Raw genomic sequence first — 18,528 nt, 5'->3', positions numbered from 1 at the left:
ATGAAAAAAACTCTACTTTGTTTTCTTTTTTTACTCTTTTACAATTTATTTTATTCTCAGGCAGGTGATCTTGTTAATTGTTCCGGAATAACTACTTTTAATTTGCACAACAGCAGATCATTATTACTTGGCAGCGTAAATCAGGTGCCTGCTGTTATAACTTATTATGAAAGCCTTGAAAATGCAACTGATAAAGTAAATGTGATTGAAACTCCTGCTCAATATGTAAGCACTGTCCCTTCTAAAACTATTTATGCGAGAATAGAATATAATGGTGTTGTTACGACGAATTATTTTAATTTAATCGTAGGAGATCCTCTAACTGCAACGCTCGAAACAAACATGGTTACTTGTGCCAGAGAAAAAAATGGTTCTATAATTATAAACACATCTGGAGGAAAAGCTCCTTTTACTTATAAATTAAATTGGCAGATCGTTCAAAATACTAATGTTTTTAATAATCTACCCGGAGGCTATTACAGTATTATTGTTACTGATGCATTGGGGTGTGAAACAACGGTAAACACGATTATTACAGAACCAGTTATGCTGGAAACTAACTTTCATATACAAAATCAAACAATAACTGCTTACACTACTGGTGGAACTTTACCCTATCAATATTCATTGGATGGAGTTAATTTCCAGTCTAATAATTTTTTTAATAATGTCTCACCGGGAAATCATTTATTATGGGTTAGAGACGCAAACGGATGTGTTATACAAAAAACCGTAACTATTGCCACGACGAGTCCAATTATAACCGCTGTAACAACAACTTCTATAAATTGCAATAATCCTACAGCTGTAATAACGGTTACAGCAGCCGGCGGTCAGGCTCCATACACGTATTCAATTGATAATGGAGTTACTTACAGAGTTTCAAATATATTTTCGAATATATTTCCTGGTATTTATTATATAAAAGTTAAGGATGTTAATAACGATGAAGCAACTAGTGTGATTTACATAGATCCTGCTCCTGTTTTAACAGCTGCAGCAAATTTGACAAAAAAAATTGATTGTAATAGTTATGCTTCAATAAATGTAACTGCAACAGGAGGTACCGCTCCATTTCAATATTCTATAAATGACAGTCCTTTTCAAAATTCTAATGTTTTTTCTAATTTGACTTCAGGAATTTATCATATTAAAGTAAAAGATTCTCAAAATTGTACTTTCGTAACAAATCAAATTGTTATTGATCCTCTCATTCCGTTGTCTGCAACTATAAATCAAAATGTTGATTGTTCATCCTCTTCTATAACTGTAAATGCTTCTGGTGGTATATCTCCTTATGTTTATTCATTTGATAATGGAACAACTTATCAATCCTCAAACATCTTTTCGTTACTTCCCGGAGTGCATAACGTAATAGTAAAAGATGCTAATAACTGTGAGTTTACAAGACAATTTATTTCAGAATCTCCTCTTCCTCTAACAATTACTTCTTCTTTGGTTGAGAATGAAGATTGCGATAGAAACAAAACACTGACGGTTAAAGTAATTGGAGGAGTGGCTCCATATACGTATTCTATAGGGAATGGATATCAAAGAAACGATACTTTTTATAATGTATTGGCTGGAAATTATATTGTATCTGTACAAGATTCACAAGGATGTATAAAAAATATACCTTTGACCGTTACTCCGCCAAATGTTTTAATAAGTACAATTTCTGTAAACAATGTAATCTGTAATGGCTCTGCAACAGGTGCAATTACTGTAAATGCTTCGGGAGGATTTTCTCCGTATAGTTATTCTCTTAATGGTGGTGCTTTTGTTAATAGCAGCGTTTTTAATAATTTACAAGCCGGATTATATACCATTACAGTTCAAGATGCTATAGGATGCATGAGACCTCATTACGTAAACATTTCTGAACCAAACAGCCTGGCAATGAATATTGAAGTTATTGCTGAAACTTTAGATGAGAATATTGGTACAAAAATAACAATCGTATCTACCGGGGGAACTGGGCCATATACCTATAATATAAAAAATAATGTTACAGGCGAAATTGTTGCTGAGAACAAAAAAATCACATCATGGAGCGGTTTTAGACCAGGTTCATACACCTTTACAGTTATCGATTCAAAGGGATGCACTTTCGAGAATAATAATGTAAATATAGTTATTCAATCACCAATACTATTAAATGCGGTTAGGACTCCTATTACCTGCACAAATAATTTTGCTTCGTTAAGCATAAATCCTTCGGGAGGGGTTCCTCCTTACCTTTATTCGTATGATAGAGGTGCAACTTACACAACTAGTAATACAGGATTAAACAATTTGAACACAGGTCTTTATACTATTTTAGTAAAAGATGCAGCAAGCAGTGAGGCCCAAGCTAATATTTTTGTAAAAGCTTATAATCCTGTTACAACTGCTGCAAGTACTAATATAAATTGTTATGGAGCCAATGATGGAACTATAACTGTAACAGCTTCTGGAGGAATAGCTCCTTATACTTATTCTATAGGAAATGAATACAAAACATCAAATGTTTTTAATAATTTATCTGTTGGAGACTATATCTTAAAAGTTAAAGATGCTGCCGGATGTATTACAACAACTAATGCTAAAATAATACAACCTGATTTCATATCATACAAAATAGCCATTACAAACAGTACAACTATTAACAGCTATGACGGAAAAATTGTCATTACTCCTTCCGGAGGAACTGCCCCATACTTATACTCGCTGCAAAATCAGAATGGCGGAACATTAATACCTTTTCAACCTTCTAATAATCTTGCCAACTTACCAATAGGAACCTACACTGTAGTAATTAAGGACGCTAAAGATTGTTTAAAAACTATAACCAGAATAAACCTCTCTTCAACAATTGTTTCGGCTACTGCCGTAGTTACACCTATTACCTGTGTAACATTAGGTACAATTACAGTAAATACAGTTGGAGGAAAATTGCCTTTTGTATACTCCTTTAGTGGTAATAATTATGGCATTTCAAATGTCGCAAAAAATTTACCCGCAGGAAATTACACTATTAAGATTAAAGATTCTCAAAATAATATTACAACAATTTATGCAACAATTCCTCCTCTTAATACAGTGATAATTAATGCATCTCTTATCTCTGAAATAGATTGTAACGGAAACAATAATGCGGTTATAAGAGCAATAGCAACTGGAGGAAAAGCCCCATATACTTATAAATTAAATGATGGCTCTTATCAAACCAGCAATATCTTTTCAAATCTATCGCCAGGCACTTATCAAATAGGTGTAAAAGATAGCGGCCAGTGTATTTCTACTCAGGTTATTACAATAACAGAACCTAGGATATTAGCCTCAACTGTCGAAATTACAGATGATAAAATCATTGTTTTTGCAACTGGAGGAACTGCTCCCTACACTTACGAACTTGAAAATCAGACAGGAATTTCCACAGCCATTCAAACATCAAATGTTTTTAATGATGTTCCTTCCGGAACGTATCTTGTAAAAGTTAAAGATGCCAAAAATTGTAGAGTGACATACAACAGTATTACTATTTCTGAAACAACTCCTCCAGATACAACTGATAAAATGTCTCATAAAGCACAAGCTAAAGGAATCGAAAATAAAAATCTTCTGGAAGTAAATACTGCAGATTTTACTGCCTTCAAATTTTATCCGAATCCTGTACAAAACATATTAACCGTAAACAATACTTCTATAATTGATGAGGTTCAAATTTTGTCTGCTTCAGGGAATTCAATTCTTATAAAGAAGGTTAACCATACACAGACCGAAATTGATTTTTCTAATCTTTCTACTGGAATTTATATTTTAAAAATAACATCTAAAGGAAAGGAGAAAACAACTAAAATTATAAAGAAATAAATATTTTAAATTTAAGAAAAAAGCCTTCATTAAAATGAAGGCTTTTTTTATCTGTCCCATTTTAGCCCTGTTCTCTGGTGCGCTAATTGGTAATATAAATAGAATTCGTAAAAATAACCAGTCTCCAATTTTGACCTTTTCAATGACATCTGTAAATTAAATTCAATAGAAATTCCAACTCAACACAATTAAATATTCAATTATTTAACAATAAATGATTTACACTTATTAGGACTTTGTTTTTTCGTATATATTTGTTACTCCAATTAACAAACCTATACGTATGAAAAAAACTCTACTCTGTTTTCTTTTTCTGTTTACCAATCTCTTTTATGCTCAAGTCAATAATATTGAGCATTGTTTTGGAGATACTTACTTTGACTTAACGGTCAACAACTCTCTTTTGCTTGGCAATTTAAATCCGGCAGAAACCATTATCAGTTTTCATTTAAGTCAGGATGATGCGACTAATAATGTCAATGCAATTTTACAGCCAACATACTATAACAACTCGGCTTCATCTAAAACAATTTATGCCAGAATTGATAATAATGGAACGATTACAACAAATTATTTTGATTTAAAAATCTATGGACAGTTAAGCATTACACCTCTTACAACACCTGTTAATTGTAACGGAATGAACAATGGTCATATAACTGTTATTCCATCTGGCGGTAAAGCTCCTTATGCGTATCAAATAAATGGAGGTCCCTATACTGTTTATAACGATGGCTTAAATCCTCTGCAATTACATAATTTAGCTGCTGGAATTTACGTTATTCAAGCAAAAGATGCATTGGGATGTGCGAGTGCAATTTATCCAGTACAAATAGAACAGCCTAGTCTTTTGAATGCCAATGTAATAATTGATAATCAAAATACAATTATTGTTACTGCCTCGGGAGGAAAACCACAATATGAGTATTCATTAAATGGTTTAGACTATCAAAAAAACCAATATTTTGCGAATCTGCTGCCTGGCACATATAATGTGACTGTGAGAGATGCTAACCACTGTACATTTCAAACTACTCCTATTGTAATTTATCCTCCGCTTACGGCTGCAGCCCAGTCAGAACCTGTTACTTGTAATCATTTAGGTATGATTACCGTTATAGTCGCCGGAGGAAATCCTTCTTATGTTTATTCTATTAATGGAAGTAATTTTTCTCCTATAAATGTATTTCATGATTTACCAGCGGGAAACTATGTAATAAGAGTTCGTGACGGAAAAAATAATGAAATAACTATACCTGTAGTAGTTTCTACTATAAATCCGCCAACATTTACGTTTGAACTACGAAATGCTGTTTGTAAAGGATCGAATGATGGATCAATAAAATTATCAGCATCAGGAGGTGGAGGCCAATATTCATATTCTCTGGATTTAGTAAATTTTCAGCCTGGCAATACTTTTAACAACTTAGCTGCCGGCACTTACACGGCAGTTGTTAAGGATTATTATGGTTGTACATCCTATCCATTAAATTTTACAATAACAGAACCTGAAATACTTACATCGACTGTGGCAGTAAACAATCAAACTATTACTGTTACCGCTGGCGGAGGAACTGGCTCATACCAATATTCTGCTGATTTAGTAAATTATCAGGATAGTAACGTTTTCGAAAATTTACCAAAAGGAACTTATAAAATATACGTTAAAGATTCAAACGGATGTATAATTTCAAAATCAGACATCAATATAGAGCCTCTCATTGCACAAGCAACTACAACTATGGTAAGCTGCGTACCGGGAATAATTACTGTGACTGCAAGTGGAGGAAGCGGTTCTTATGAGTATTCATTCGATAATGGAAGAACATTTACAAATTCTAATATTTATTCTACCACATCTATTGGCGGTTATGTTATTATAGTTAGGGATTCTCAAAATAATACAGCAAATACTTATGTAGAAGTGCAGCAGACACCTTCTCTGGTAATCATATCTGAGCAGCAAAACATACGCTGTAAAGGAGAAAATACAGGAGTGATTATAGTTAAAGCATCCGGTGGTCAACCGTCTTATAGTTATTCAATTAATGGCGGACCATTTGCAGCACTTGACAGTTTTTACAATCTGAGTGCTGGCACGTATAGCATAATAGCAAGAGATACGGCAGGCTGTGAGATAAGGATAGTTGTTACAATATCTGAACCTGTTGCTCCTTTAGTATCAAACATAATAGTTGAAGATCAAACTATCAAAATTGAGTCTCATGGCGGAACCGGTCAAGTTCTATATAGTATTTCTCCTAATTTGGATCAATTTTCAGTTAATACTACTTATTCAAATTTAGCAGCAGGTGATTATCAGATTATTGCACAGGATGCAAATGGCTGTTTCAACTTGTTTAATGTTGTAATCGAAGCTCCTGCACCATTAATAGATGGAAAAAAAGAAATTGTTTTCGAATTTAAATCGGGACAAACTTTAGAAGATATTATTGTTGACGGCCAAAATATCAAATGGTATAGCAGTAAAGGCACTTCAAGTAACAAAACTGGTAAAAAAACAGTTGAGCCAACTTTGCCGCTGACGACTGTTTTAGTAGATGGTGTCACGTATTATGCTTCGCAGACTGTAGACGGAATTGAAAGTAAAGAACGCCTTGCTGTAACGGCAAAAGTAAATGGTTCTCTTTCTACGGATGATTTTGTTCTGCCGAATTTTAAATATTATCCAAATCCGGTTCAGCATGTTTTAAATATCAGTAATTCTTCAAATATTGATGACGTTGAGGTAATTTCGGTTTCAGGAAAATCTATTTTGACAAAACAAATCAACAACACACATTCTGAAATTGATTTATCAAATGTTTCTTCCGGATTATATTTCTTAAAAGTAAAATCAGAAGGACAAACTAAAACCATTAAGATTGTGAAAAAATAAAGGAAAGAAATTTCAATACAGAAATTAATTCCTTAATATAAAAAATCCCAAACTCCTTTCAGAATTTGGGATTTTTCGTCTAAAATTAAATCAATTAATGGGTATGTTTAGGATTAAAACCATCTTCGCTTAATTCTGTATGCTCATAATCGGCAACCATTTCAGCTTCGTAGTCGATTTTTTCTCCTTTAGAGAATTTTCTAATTATTTTCTCCATAATATCATAGATAACTGGTACTACAATCAAAGTAAGGAATAATGATGAAATCAAACCTCCAATAATTACCCAAGCTAATCCGTTTTTCCATTCTGCTCCTGCTCCTGCTGCTAATGCAATTGGGAACATACCAAATACCATCGCAATTGTTGTCATCAAGATTGGACGTAAACGTGCGTGGTTTGCCTGGATTAAAGCTGTTCTGATCGATTCTCCGGCAGCTCTTCGCTGGTTGGTATAATCGACAAGCATGATCGCATTCTTACACACCAGACCAATCAACATGATGACCCCTAAAATGGTAAAGATATTTAAGGTATTGTTTGTTAATGCCAATGCAAATAAAACTCCAATGAACGAAAGCGGAATAGCAAACAATACAACAAACGGGTGAACGAAACTGTCGTATAAACCTACCATTACAAGGTAAACCAAAATAATAGCGGCCAATAATGCAATTCCTAATGTACCAAACCCTTCTGACTGGTTTTCCTGATCACCACCCCAGATGTAGTTAACTCCAACTGGTTTTTGCAGTTTATCTAATTTTTCCTGCCATTGTGTAACGATTGTTCCTGCCGGCACCCCAACGTTCTGACCTTGTACGGTTACAGAAGCTGTTTTATCTCTACGCTCTAATTTACTTGGACCGGAACCTTCTGTAATTGTAGCGAATTGGTTTAATTTAATTTGCTGACCTGCACTGTTTACGAAAATCAAATTACTAACATCCGTAATATTTTTTCTGTCAAATTCGTTGTATTTGATATTGATGTCGTATTCGTACTCACCAGCTCTAAATTTACCGTCAGTATTACCGCTGTAAGCTGTCTGCATGGTTAAACCAACTGTTTGAAGAGTCAATCCTAAAGCAGCCATTTTATCTCTGTCAACCTGAACATTAATCTCTGGGTTTCCGTCTTCAACTGTTAATTTAATCTCAGTTGTTCCAGGAATAGTGCGTAATTCAGCTTCGGCTAATTTTGCAAATTTCATAGCACTTTCTACGTTTGGACCTGTTACGATCAAACCTAAAGTTGCATCTTCTGCTGTTCCTAAGATACCTACAGGAACTGTTTTTACTTTAGCACCAACTAATATTTTTTCTAATTTACGTTTCGTTTTTGCTGCATAAACGTTGGCGTCATCTGTACGGTCTTTTTGCTCGATCATCTTAACATCGATCTCCGCTTTGTAAGCAGTTGCCTGAGCAGCTCCTAAACCTTCACTGGTTTGTCCTACAGTTGTAATCTGGCTGAAAACATATTTCTCTCCTTTTAAGAAAGCTTCTGCTTTTTGCGTCATAAAGTTAGTTTGTTCCAAAGAAGCATCTTTTGGCATCTCAATTTGTACTAAGAATTCACCACTATCAGATGATGCGAAGAACTCTCCTCCAATATAACCACCTCCCATTAACCAGAAGATTGATCCAAAGAACAGTACTAAAACGACTCCAATAGTTTTAAAATAGTGATCTAAACACCAGTTTAATAAGTTTGAGATCCAGTTAGTAAAACGAGTTAAATAGCTTTCAAATCCAAGGATAACTTTTCCGAAAAGATTTTTACCTTCAATATGCTCTAATTTTCCAAAACGTGAAGACAACCAAGGAATAATAGTAAATGAAGCTAATAACGAGAACATCGTTGATATAATTACCGTAACACAAAATTGTGTAATAATGTTTGACACCAATCCGGTACTCATTGCGATTGGTAAGAACACCACCACAATTACTAAAGTAATCGAAGTTACAGTACCTCCAATTTCGGCAGTTCCATCATAAGAAGCACGAATTCGGCTTTTACCCATCTCCATATGTCGGTAAATATTCTCTAATACAACAATCGCGTCATCCACAAGAATACCAACAACAAGAGATAAACCAAGTAAAGACATTAAGTTAAGCGTGTAACCTAATAAATAAATTCCAATAAATGTTGCAATCAAAGATGCAGGAATAGAGACCATTACAATCAATGAATTTCTAATACTATGCAAGAAGAACAACATTACGAATGCTACCAGAATAACCGCAATTAACAAGTCATGTACAACAGAATCTGCAGCCTCAAGTGTAAATACAGTACTATCTTTTGCTACTTCTAATTTCAATTGAGCCGATTTATAATCGCTCTCTAATGTTTTAATTGTTTTAACTAACTGCTCACTTACCGCAACGGCATTGGCATCTGATTGTTTTACAATTTGAAGTACAATTGCACTTTTTTGATCTACACGCGCAATTTTTTCCGCGATTTTTTGTGTATCCTGAACATCAGCAATATCTCCTAAACGAACCTGAATTCCGTTTTGAGAAGAAACTACTAAGTTTCTTAATTCTTCAACACTTTTATATTTACCCGCTAAACGGATTAAGATTTTTTGGTTACGAGTTTGGATGTTACCCGTTGGGAAATCCAGATTCGAAGTTAAAATAGTCTGCTGCACCTGAGGAACTGAAAGTCCGTAACCCTGCATTTTTACAGCATCAAGATTTACCTGAATCTCACGTTCCTGACCCCCAATAATGTTTACCTGAGCAACCCCTTGCACACGTGATAAAACTGGCGCAATCTTTTTATCAATCAAATCATAAAAAGCAGCTTCGTCCATTTTACCATTCGCACCAAGTGTCATAATTGGTAAATCACTCAAAGAGAATTTAGTTAAAGACGGCGGATCGGCATCATCTGGCAAATCACTCAGAATTGCGTTGATTTTTCTTTGTGCATCGTTCATCGAGATATCAACATTGGCAGTAGAAAGCAATGTAATTGATACTACTGATAAACTCTCATAAGATTTCGAGTCAATTTTCTTGATATTTTCAAGAGAGGCAATCGCATCCTCAATTTTCTTTGTAACGGTATTTTCAACCTCACTTGGAGAAGCACCAGGATAAACAGTTGAAACCGTAATAACATTGGTTTCGAATTTTGGAATCAGCTCGTAGCCTAATTGGCTGTAGCTGAACAATCCACCTAGAATTAGAATTGTAAACAATACAATTACTAACGACGGACGTTTTATGGATATTTCGGCTAATTTCATATTTGTTGCTTTAGGCTTTAGACTTTAGGCAATAAGCTTAGTGCTTACGGCTTATAGCTTAATGCTTTAAATTATTTAATAATTTCTACTGTATTTCCGTCTTGTAGGTTGATTTGACCTGTAATGATAACAGTTTCTCCGTCATTTAAACCGTTGATGATTTCAACTTTGTCTCCTAAGATTCTTCCAGCAACTACTTTTTTCAATTTTGCCACGTTGTTTTCAACTACAAAGATTTCATTACTGCTTACACTTCCAACAAATGCATTTCTAGGAACCACTTTAAGGTTTTGTTTTTGGTTATTTGAACCAAAGTTTGCTGTTCCGTACATACCTGCTTTTAAGTCATTATTAGCATTGTTTGTAATTTCAATTTCAACCGGGAAGTTTAATGAAGCATCTGCTTTTGCAGCGATAAAAGTAATTTTTCCAGAGAATGCTTTATCAGGATAAACACTAGCAGTAATGTTTACTGTGTTTCCTAATTTTAGACTTGCTACCTGGCTTTCGTTTACAGTAACCGTTAATTTTAATTTAGAAACGTTTACAATATCAAACAAAGCAGTTGCAGGCATACCTGCTAAAATAGATCCCGGCTCAATATATTTTTTATTGATGTATCCGTTGATTGGCGCTTTTACCTTAGTATCTCCAACGTTGATATTAGCTTGTGTCAAGTTAGACTGTGCATTTGTCAAAGCTAATTTTGCCTGATCTAATTGTTGTTTTGTTACACCGCCTGTTTTATAAGCATTTTCATATCTTTCGTAATCAGATTTTGCATTTTGGTAAGCTGCCTGAGCTTGTTGTGCGCTTACATTGATAACATCTCCTCTAACAGTTAATAATGTCTGGCCTACTTTTACATAATCACCTTCTTTAGCTAAAACACTGATTACTTTTCCAGATTTTTCAGCCGAGAAAGTTAATTCCTGAATTGGCACAAAATTTCCGTTAGCAGTAAAACCAAGATTAACATCTTCTGTTTTTACTGTTGCCACTTTTACAGAAACAGCCGCATTTTTCTCTGCTACAACTGCTGTTTTAGCTTCGTTTTCTGATTTGTTTTTATTTAAGATATAGCTAATCCCGAAAAAAGCTACGGCTATGATTACGATTGTTATAATTATTTTCTTCATTGTAATTAGTTATTTAATAAGAGATTTAAGTTCGCCTTTTGATTTGATTAGAGATATTTCGGCAATTTTGTAATTTAAAACTGCTCTTGTGTAATTATTTTGAGCTTCAAGTGATGCATTTTCTGCATCTAGTAAATCGGTTAAAGATGCTAAACCTTGAAGGTAATTGTTTTTGGTATTACTTAAAATTTCAGTAGCCAAACGCATATTTTCTTTTTGATTCTCTATCGTTACAAGATTATTATTGATTTGTGTAATTGCATTTCTGTAATCTAAATCCAAAGAAAGTTTGGTATCCTTAATATCTTCCTGAAGCGATCTGATTTCAACATCAGCCTGTCTTACTTTAGCACGAGTTCCAAAACCTGTAAATATTGGCACATGTAAATTCAATCCAATTGCCGAGAAATCTGACCAATAAACTCCTTTAGAAGGTTTTGCAAACCAAGGCATTTCTGGACCTTGTCCAATATAATTGTAACCTGCAGTTAATGAAAGTGTAGGGTAATATCCAGCCTGAACTGCTTTTTTATTAAGAACTAAAAGCTCTTCTTGTTTTTTCAAAATCAAATATTCAGTTCTGTTTTCAATATTAGGTTCTTGAGTAAAAGCTACTGGAGATACTTCAAATTCTTCTTTTGGCATATCGATTTGAGTTTCAATAGGCATTCCCATATAAAACTTTAAAGCATTTTCCTGTAAAGCAATTTGATTTTTAATCTGCTGACGTTCCGTATCGATATTAGACATCTTTACAACTATACGGTCTAAGTCAATTTTTTTAGCCAAACCGTTATCAAATTGTCCTTTTACGATATCACGAACTTTTGTTGTGTTTACGTAATTACTGTCTAATAAAACCAATCTTTCTTTTTGTACATAAACGGAATAGTAGTTATTTGCAACTCTTTCAATAACTTGCTCTTCTGTTAACTGATCATTTATTTGATAAAATTCACGAGTAGATTTTGCTGCTCTTAATCCTGTAAAAACAGATTGGTCAAAGATTGCCTGAGTTAAAGAAACTCCTGCAGTCGAAGTCCATTTTTGACCAAATGCTGCCTGAATTGTAGTTCCCGGCGCACCAAATCCCGCTCCGTCGATTACTGTAGTCTGAATTACCGGATTATACGTTAAATTTCCGTTTGCAGAAATTTGAGGCAATGCTCTTGAGCGTACTTCCTGAATTTTGTATTCGCTGTTTTCAACCTGAAGTTTTGCTTTTTTAGCATCGGCTTTATTTACAAGTGCGTAGCTAACGGCGTCTTTCAGAGTTAAAGTAGTGGTTTGTGCGACGGCAGAAAAGCCTATTGTACACAAAACTATAAGAAAGATTCTTTTCATAAGTGTTACTATTTATTTTTAAAATTTGAGATGGGACCGTCATCTATTCTTTACCCTCTCCCAGAAAAATGACGATCAATTTTTAGAATGGTTAATTTTTAATTCGTTTTAATTGCTTTTCTAGTTCTTCAACTCCTTTTTCAGTAGCCATTGCTCTAGTATGATATTCTAATGCTTCTAATTCTATTCTTTGTGCTTCGCTTTCTGAAACCGTATTTTCATTAATATGAAAAATTAGTGTATAATAAAACTTCACATAAACTTCTACATTCAAATCACTTCTGTAAAGTCCTTCCTGAATTCCTTTATCAATATTATCTTTAAAACACTGCGTACATTGATCAATTTCGATTGAAAGGATATTTTGGTAAATCTCAGGATAATGTTTTTTCAGCTGGTAAATTGGAGAAGTATCAATGTTGTTTTTAAACATATCACGAAACATTTCTCTAATCTCAAAATTTTCATGAATAGCATTATAATTCTTAGCTATAATAGTATCCATAATTTCATGAACCTGACTATGAACCATAGAAGTGCTTTCTTCAATCAAAACTTCTTTATTACAGAAATATTTGTAAATCGTTTTTTTTGAAATACACATTTCTCCTGCAATATCATCCATTGTAACACTCTTAAAACCAAGCTTCAAAAAAAGTTCACTTGCTTTTGCTATTATTTTCTCTTTCATTTTAATTTTCCCAATTGTCTTACAAATATAGCCAGGAAACTAAAATCTAAAAAAATAGTTTCCATCTTATTTGTAATAATTTTACATTAAATTAATAATCATGTAAGATTATATACTAAATTCTAAATTGGCAATTAACTTAATGTCTTTTCCCAGCGCCAAACCTCCATTATGATGAAAAGAATTATAGTCTAAACCAAAATCCTGACGTTTAATATCCCCTTTTATTTCAAAAGCAACTTTTTTCTCTCCGTTGTAAGTATTTACACCAATAAACTCTGCATCAAGTTCTACAACTCTCGTAACATCTTTTATCGTTAAATCGCCTTTAAAGAAATTAATGTTATTATTTATCTTTTGAAATGAAGTCGATTTAAAACTGATGATTGGATGTTCATCTACATCAAAAAAGTCCTGAAGCTGTAAATTGGTATCAATTTGCTGAAAGCTTTCTGTTTTATTATTAATATCCAGTGAAAACTCAACCGATGCATCTTCAATTTCATTATCTTCAATATTCACATAACCGCCAAATTTGTTTGTTGTTCCTCCCAAATAAGCAATTATCGAATGTCTCATTTTAATTAAAACATCTGATTGAGTAGAATCTAAGGTCCATGTTGTTTTCATAAATATTTGATTTAAATGAGTTTATAAATTATCCAAACTCTAATGGAAACTTTTACAGTGTTCTTAGTTTCCAAATAACGATGCAAATATAATCAGGAAACTCTAAATACCAAAAAAGTTTCCAAGTTTTTTCAAAATAAATTTAACCCCTTAATAATTAATGGTTTTAAGAGTGATTTTGAATGGAAACTCATTATTTAAAAATTTTAAAAAAGAAATAATTCATAATGAATCGTATCTTTGAGGCTCGCAAATCAGAATTACATCATGCACGATATTAGCCAGTACCAGGATTTTTTTATTGATTATCTTAAAAATCAAAACATACACAAAGAACCCACAAATCTTTACGAACCTATTGAATACATTTTAGGACTTGGCGGAAAACGTATGCGTCCGGTACTTACTTTAATGGCTGCAGAAGTTTTTGATACTAACTATAAAGTGGCTCTTCCGGCTGCAATGGCAGTTGAAGTTTTTCATAATTTTTCGCTTGTTCATGATGATATTATGGATGACGCGCCTTTACGAAGAGGACAGGTTACGGTTCATGAAAAATGGAATTTAAATACCGGGATTCTTTCCGGCGATGCCATGCTTATTTTGGCTTATCAATATTTTGAACAATATGAACCGGCAGTTTTTAGAGATTTAGCGAAGCTTTTCAGCAAAACAGCACTCGAAGTATGCGAAGGACAGCAATGGGATGTTGATTTTGAACAAAGAAACAACGTGACGATTCCTGAATATTTAAAAATGATTCAATATAAAACCGCTGTTTTGGTTGCTGCCGCAATGAAAATGGGTGCAATTGTAGCTAAAACTTCTGAAAAAGAAGCTGACTTAATTTATGATTTCGGATTGAATTTAGGTTTGGCTTTCCAGCTACAAGATGATTATTTAGATGCTTTTGGAGATCCGGAGACTTTTGGAAAACAAGTTGGCGGAGATATTATCGAAAACAAAAAAACCTATTTATACTTAAAAGCTTTAGAATTTTCATCTGAAGAAAAAGCTTCAGAATTACAAAAATTATTCAGCTTACAATTAGAAGATAATTCAGAAAAAATAGAAACTGCAAAAACTATTTTTAACGAATCAGGAGCTTCAAAATCAACTCAGGAAGCAATTGAAATGTACACTTTTAAAGCTTTTGAAACTTTAGAAAAAATGGAAATTAACGCTGAGAAAAAAGATATTCTGAGAACTTTTGGCGAGAATTTAATGGGTAGGAAAGTTTAATTTTTGTTTGCCACGAATTACACAAATTTCCACGAATTATTCATTATAATTAAATTAGTGAAAATTCGTGTAATTCGTGGCGAAAAACTACATATAGTAAACCCGACAGGTTTTAAAAACCTGTCGGGTTTATCGTTTATGGGTATTAAAAAAGTTCATCCGGATCAACCAAATCTGATAATTTTTGTTTTAAATCGTCTTTCAAAATCGTTAAACCGAATTGATAAGAAGCGTTCATCCATCCAAAACCTTCTTCGGTTATATAATTAAATTCGGTTCCCACATTTCCGTATTCGGCAAAGATTTTATGTGAACTTATCGATAAATCAAATTTTTCCGGAATCGTCCCGTTATAATCAACTGCGTTTCTGGTAATCAGCCAAAGCCAGCGATAGATCATTTCCTGCGCTTCTTCATTAAAATTATAATTTAGCAGACCTTCCCACAAAAGCATTTGATGCGGCGCCCAGCCAAACGGATAATCCCATTGACGTATTGGCGCATTTTCATCAACGCCAGCAATGGATTCTTTAGTGCTTCCGGCAATTCCGCCTTTCATTTTAAATCGCGGAAGTGTTTTTTTTACCAAAATTTGGGCTTGTTCCGGCGTGCATATTTTAGCCCAAAGCGGATAAAAAGTGATCGCAGCATCAAAAACATGCTGCTTTTCGTTTACAAAATCATAATCAAAATAAATTCCGCTTTCAGGATTCCACAACAATTTGTTTATTTTTTCTTTTCTCGTGGATGCTTTTGAAAGCCAGTATTCACTTGAAAAGGATTTATCTTCAAAGTATTGAAATTCGTTTTTAAAGTATTTCTGAATCAAAAATGCAATATCTGTTTCGTATTTATAAAGTAAACTATTGATTGCAACGGTATTTAAATTAGCGCAAATCCCAACTAATCTATTGGTGGTATCATGACCGCTTTCGCGCATGCTTCGATCGTGAATAAAGTATTTATCTAGTTCTTCATCAACTACTTCCCTTTCCAGATATTTCTTTTCGAATTCGCGTGTAGACAGATTATATTTTGGCGCAAACTGTTTCAGAATATCATCAAAATGTCCTTCTTCTACCTCAAACGGAAGCCCTATTCCTTCTGCTTTATAACGATTTAAACCATTAGCCGTAAGCCTTTTCCCTTCTTCCATCCAAACGGTCTGGTACTCTTTTATAGCCGTTTTTAAATGCCTTTCTATCCAAAAAATATCCGGATTCGACTTTTCTAAAACATCTATAATCAACGACGTATAAAGTGGCGGCTGGGTACGGGTTAAATAATAACTACGGTTGGCATTTAAAATTTTTCCGTAATGATCAATTTGATATTTAAAGTTCTCGGCAATGCCTAAAGCAAGCTCAATTTTATCATCAATCAAAAGTCCTTTGGCAATAAAATAACTGTCCCAGCCGTACATTTCGTTGAATCTTCCACCAGGAACCACAAACGGAACGCCAGAGATTTCATTGTTTTTTATTTGAAGTGCCAATGCCAGAATTCCCGGTTTTTTGTTTAGCGATAAAACATATTCAGGAGTAATATTTTTAGGCATCTGCACCACTTTTAATTTTGGAGTTGCGGCTTCTAATTTCTTGAAATAGTCAAAAACAATTTCGTCGCCAAAAGGCACATATAAATAAGCAAATTCATTGTCGATTTTGTCGTCTTCCAGAATTTTCTTTACTCCCGTTGCGTCAATTGTTCGTGTAAGACCTCTCCAATACAAATCTTTAATTTTTCTTGAAATTCTTTTTACTGGATCTTCGGTGATTTCGTTTAAATCTATTGAGGCAAATTCGGTATTGTTTTTCTTAGCCAAAGCCAGTTCCTGCAATAAGTTTGAAAGCTGATATGTCCCTTCAATTACCGCCGAATTTCCGTTTTCATCATTCAATAAAAACTTCTTTGGACCGTTGTCATCTATCGTAATTTTTTTATCGCCGTCAGTATCTTCCTGAGCCAATAGTTTTTCGATGGTTTGGGTTATATGTAGTTTAAATTTCATCTTTTGCAGTTATTTTTTTTAGAATAAAAAAGGAAATCAGTAATAAAGTCATTGGAATCAGGGTAAAATAAAAGGCCTTTTCGGGTCCTTCATTTTTAAAAAGCCAGCCTGTAATTCTGGATCCTAATGTGCCGCCAAGAGCAGAAAAAATCACGATTAATCCGGTCATGGAACTTTGTAAATTCTTTGGTAAAGCACTTAATACAATTGAATTTAATAACGGATAAATGGGCGCAATAAATAATCCTATTAAAGGAAATGCAAATCCAATTAATGGAATATCTGAAAGTGTATTAATGTTTTTTACTTCTAATCCGACTGTTTTTGGAAGTACAAAAACAACAATTAACATGGCTGAAATAATACACACACTTAAAACATAGATCCAATTTACTTTTTTGGTTACAATGCCAGCTATCAATCTTCCTATTGCTAATGAAATGGCCAAAATACTGGCCATCATTATGCTGATGTTTTCAGGCAGATGTAAAACTTTTGTATTAAATGTGGGCAGCCATGAAAGGATTCCCTGCTCGATCATTACAAATAAAAACACGCTGATCACAAAAATAACCGTCAACAGTTTTGCCATTAATTTGAACATCTGCAAAAAATCATCTTTGAGATTTGCTCCTGCCGCAACTTCGGTTTCTTCAAATTTTATAAAGAGTAAAAACAGGAACGACACAAACGATAATCCCGCTAATAACCAGTAGACGTTTAACCATGAATTGGGATCGTTTTCGTTATTAAAAGCCGGAAATAAAAAATAAGCCAGCGCAATTCCCACCATAAAAAAACCTTCGATACTGCTCATTAAAGCGTTGTGTTCTTTTTTGGTTTCGGTTACGGTTCCTATTAACGAATAAACGGAAACTTTTATCAGGGCAAATGAAACTCCAACGGTGGCAAAAAGGATTTTAGCATTATCAAATGAGTTTCCAAAATACATAGAGATACAGGCTAAAGTCACCAAACCCAATCCTGTTAACATCGCTTTTCTATAGCCGATTCGAGGCAAAAAAGAGGCTATAAAAAAGGATACAATAGCAATTGGCATGTCTTTAAAAGCCTCTAAAATACTCGCCTGAACTTCATCGACTCCGTAATTTTTCTGCGATTTTAAAATCACAATTCCTACGCTGTTTAATAAAATAGCAAAGACAAAATAATTGAGGTAAAGTGAGATTTTAATTCCGAGGTTTTTCATTTTTTTATTTGTTTGTCTATGCTTTTCTTTGTGGTTACTGTGCGGGAATTTAACACATAGAAACATAGTTTACTTTACGTTAAAAGGCGTTTCACTTGCATTAATTCACATAGATAACTACGTGTGGAAACTAGTTTCTTTTTTGCTCTTTTTTAAGTTATAAAAAATCTATGTTTCTATGTGTTTAGTTATTTTTTTTTCGTTGTGGTTACTGTGCGGAGACGCACTACTGTGCG

Annotated in this window: 10 protein-coding genes; 3 read left to right on the top strand and 7 right to left on the bottom strand. The window is 33.7% G+C overall.

Annotated features, from left to right (window positions below; all coding sequences use genetic code 11):
- Together L1276_RS08735 and L1276_RS08730 are read left to right on the top strand one after the other, a co-directional pair.
- Positions 1-3,855, top strand: coding sequence for a T9SS type A sorting domain-containing protein (locus L1276_RS08735; protein ID WP_253786881.1), 3,855 nt, complete (start codon positions 1-3; stop codon positions 3,853-3,855).
- Positions 3,856-4,138: 283 nt separating this feature from the next.
- A complete protein-coding gene (locus L1276_RS08730; protein ID WP_253786879.1) occupies positions 4,139-6,754 on the top strand; it encodes a T9SS type A sorting domain-containing protein in 2,616 nt (871 codons plus the stop codon).
- A gap of 94 nt (positions 6,755-6,848) precedes the next feature.
- On the opposite strand, the gene L1276_RS08725 is transcribed toward L1276_RS08730, so the two are convergent.
- The 5 genes from L1276_RS08725 to L1276_RS08705 form a co-directional block, all read right to left on the bottom strand.
- Positions 6,849-10,025, bottom strand: coding sequence for an efflux RND transporter permease subunit (locus tag L1276_RS08725; protein ID WP_253786877.1), 3,177 nt, complete (start codon positions 10,023-10,025; stop codon positions 6,849-6,851).
- A 71-nt stretch (positions 10,026-10,096) separates the two neighbouring features.
- Entirely contained in the window at positions 10,097-11,164 is a 1,068-nt protein-coding gene (locus L1276_RS08720; protein WP_253786875.1) for an efflux RND transporter periplasmic adaptor subunit, read from the bottom strand.
- 9 nt (positions 11,165-11,173) lie between these two features.
- Positions 11,174-12,508 (bottom strand): TolC family protein, encoded by a 1,335-nt coding sequence (locus tag L1276_RS08715; RefSeq protein ID WP_253786873.1) that lies wholly within the window; start codon positions 12,506-12,508, stop codon positions 11,174-11,176.
- Positions 12,509-12,599: 91 nt separating this feature from the next.
- Positions 12,600-13,199 (bottom strand): TetR/AcrR family transcriptional regulator, encoded by a 600-nt coding sequence (locus L1276_RS08710; protein ID WP_253786871.1) that lies wholly within the window; start codon positions 13,197-13,199, stop codon positions 12,600-12,602.
- Positions 13,200-13,307: 108 nt separating this feature from the next.
- A complete protein-coding gene (locus L1276_RS08705) occupies positions 13,308-13,829 on the bottom strand; it encodes a YceI family protein (RefSeq protein WP_012023345.1) in 522 nt (173 codons plus the stop codon).
- Positions 13,830-14,096: 267 nt separating this feature from the next.
- Between L1276_RS08705 and L1276_RS08700 the strand changes: the two genes are divergently transcribed.
- Positions 14,097-15,071, top strand: a complete 975-nt coding sequence (locus L1276_RS08700; RefSeq protein WP_253786869.1) for a polyprenyl synthetase family protein — start codon at positions 14,097-14,099, stop codon at positions 15,069-15,071.
- Between the two features lie 145 nt (positions 15,072-15,216).
- Here the strand turns inward: L1276_RS08700 and L1276_RS08695 are convergent, their stop codons facing one another.
- Both L1276_RS08695 and L1276_RS08690 read right to left on the bottom strand, forming a co-directional pair.
- Positions 15,217-17,082: an alpha,alpha-trehalase gene (locus tag L1276_RS08695; RefSeq protein WP_253786867.1), complete on the bottom strand. Its 1,866-nt coding sequence runs from the start codon at positions 17,080-17,082 to the stop codon at positions 15,217-15,219.
- Entirely contained in the window at positions 17,072-18,292 is a 1,221-nt protein-coding gene (locus tag L1276_RS08690; protein ID WP_253786865.1) for a sugar MFS transporter, read from the bottom strand. The genes L1276_RS08695 and L1276_RS08690 overlap by 11 nt, the downstream gene beginning before the upstream one ends.
- Between the last annotated feature and the right edge of the window lie 236 nt (positions 18,293-18,528).

The sequence above is a fragment of the Flavobacterium sp. HSC-32F16 genome, from assembly GCF_024171645.1.
Classification (GTDB): Bacteria; Bacteroidota; Bacteroidia; order Flavobacteriales; family Flavobacteriaceae; genus Flavobacterium.
This window is presented reverse-complemented; position numbering and strand designations above follow the sequence as displayed.

What these genes read in the sequence shown, in the direction of transcription:
- L1276_RS08735 (WP_253786881.1), top strand. Translation starts at nt 1, where the DNA reads ATGAAAAAAACTCTACTTTGTTTTCTTTTTTTACTCTTTTACAATTTA.
- L1276_RS08730 (WP_253786879.1), top strand. Translation starts at nt 4,139, where the DNA reads ATGAAAAAAACTCTACTCTGTTTTCTTTTTCTGTTTACCAATCTCTTT.
- L1276_RS08725 (WP_253786877.1), bottom strand. Translation starts at nt 10,025, where the DNA reads ATGAAATTAGCCGAAATATCCATAAAACGTCCGTCGTTAGTAATTGTA.
- L1276_RS08720 (WP_253786875.1), bottom strand. Translation starts at nt 11,164, where the DNA reads ATGAAGAAAATAATTATAACAATCGTAATCATAGCCGTAGCTTTTTTC.
- L1276_RS08715 (WP_253786873.1), bottom strand. Translation starts at nt 12,508, where the DNA reads ATGAAAAGAATCTTTCTTATAGTTTTGTGTACAATAGGCTTTTCTGCC.
- L1276_RS08710 (WP_253786871.1), bottom strand. Translation starts at nt 13,199, where the DNA reads ATGAAAGAGAAAATAATAGCAAAAGCAAGTGAACTTTTTTTGAAGCTT.
- L1276_RS08705 (WP_012023345.1), bottom strand. Translation starts at nt 13,829, where the DNA reads ATGAAAACAACATGGACCTTAGATTCTACTCAATCAGATGTTTTAATT.
- L1276_RS08700 (WP_253786869.1), top strand. Translation starts at nt 14,097, where the DNA reads ATGCACGATATTAGCCAGTACCAGGATTTTTTTATTGATTATCTTAAA.
- L1276_RS08695 (WP_253786867.1), bottom strand. Translation starts at nt 17,082, where the DNA reads ATGAAATTTAAACTACATATAACCCAAACCATCGAAAAACTATTGGCT.
- L1276_RS08690 (WP_253786865.1), bottom strand. Translation starts at nt 18,292, where the DNA reads ATGAAAAACCTCGGAATTAAAATCTCACTTTACCTCAATTATTTTGTC.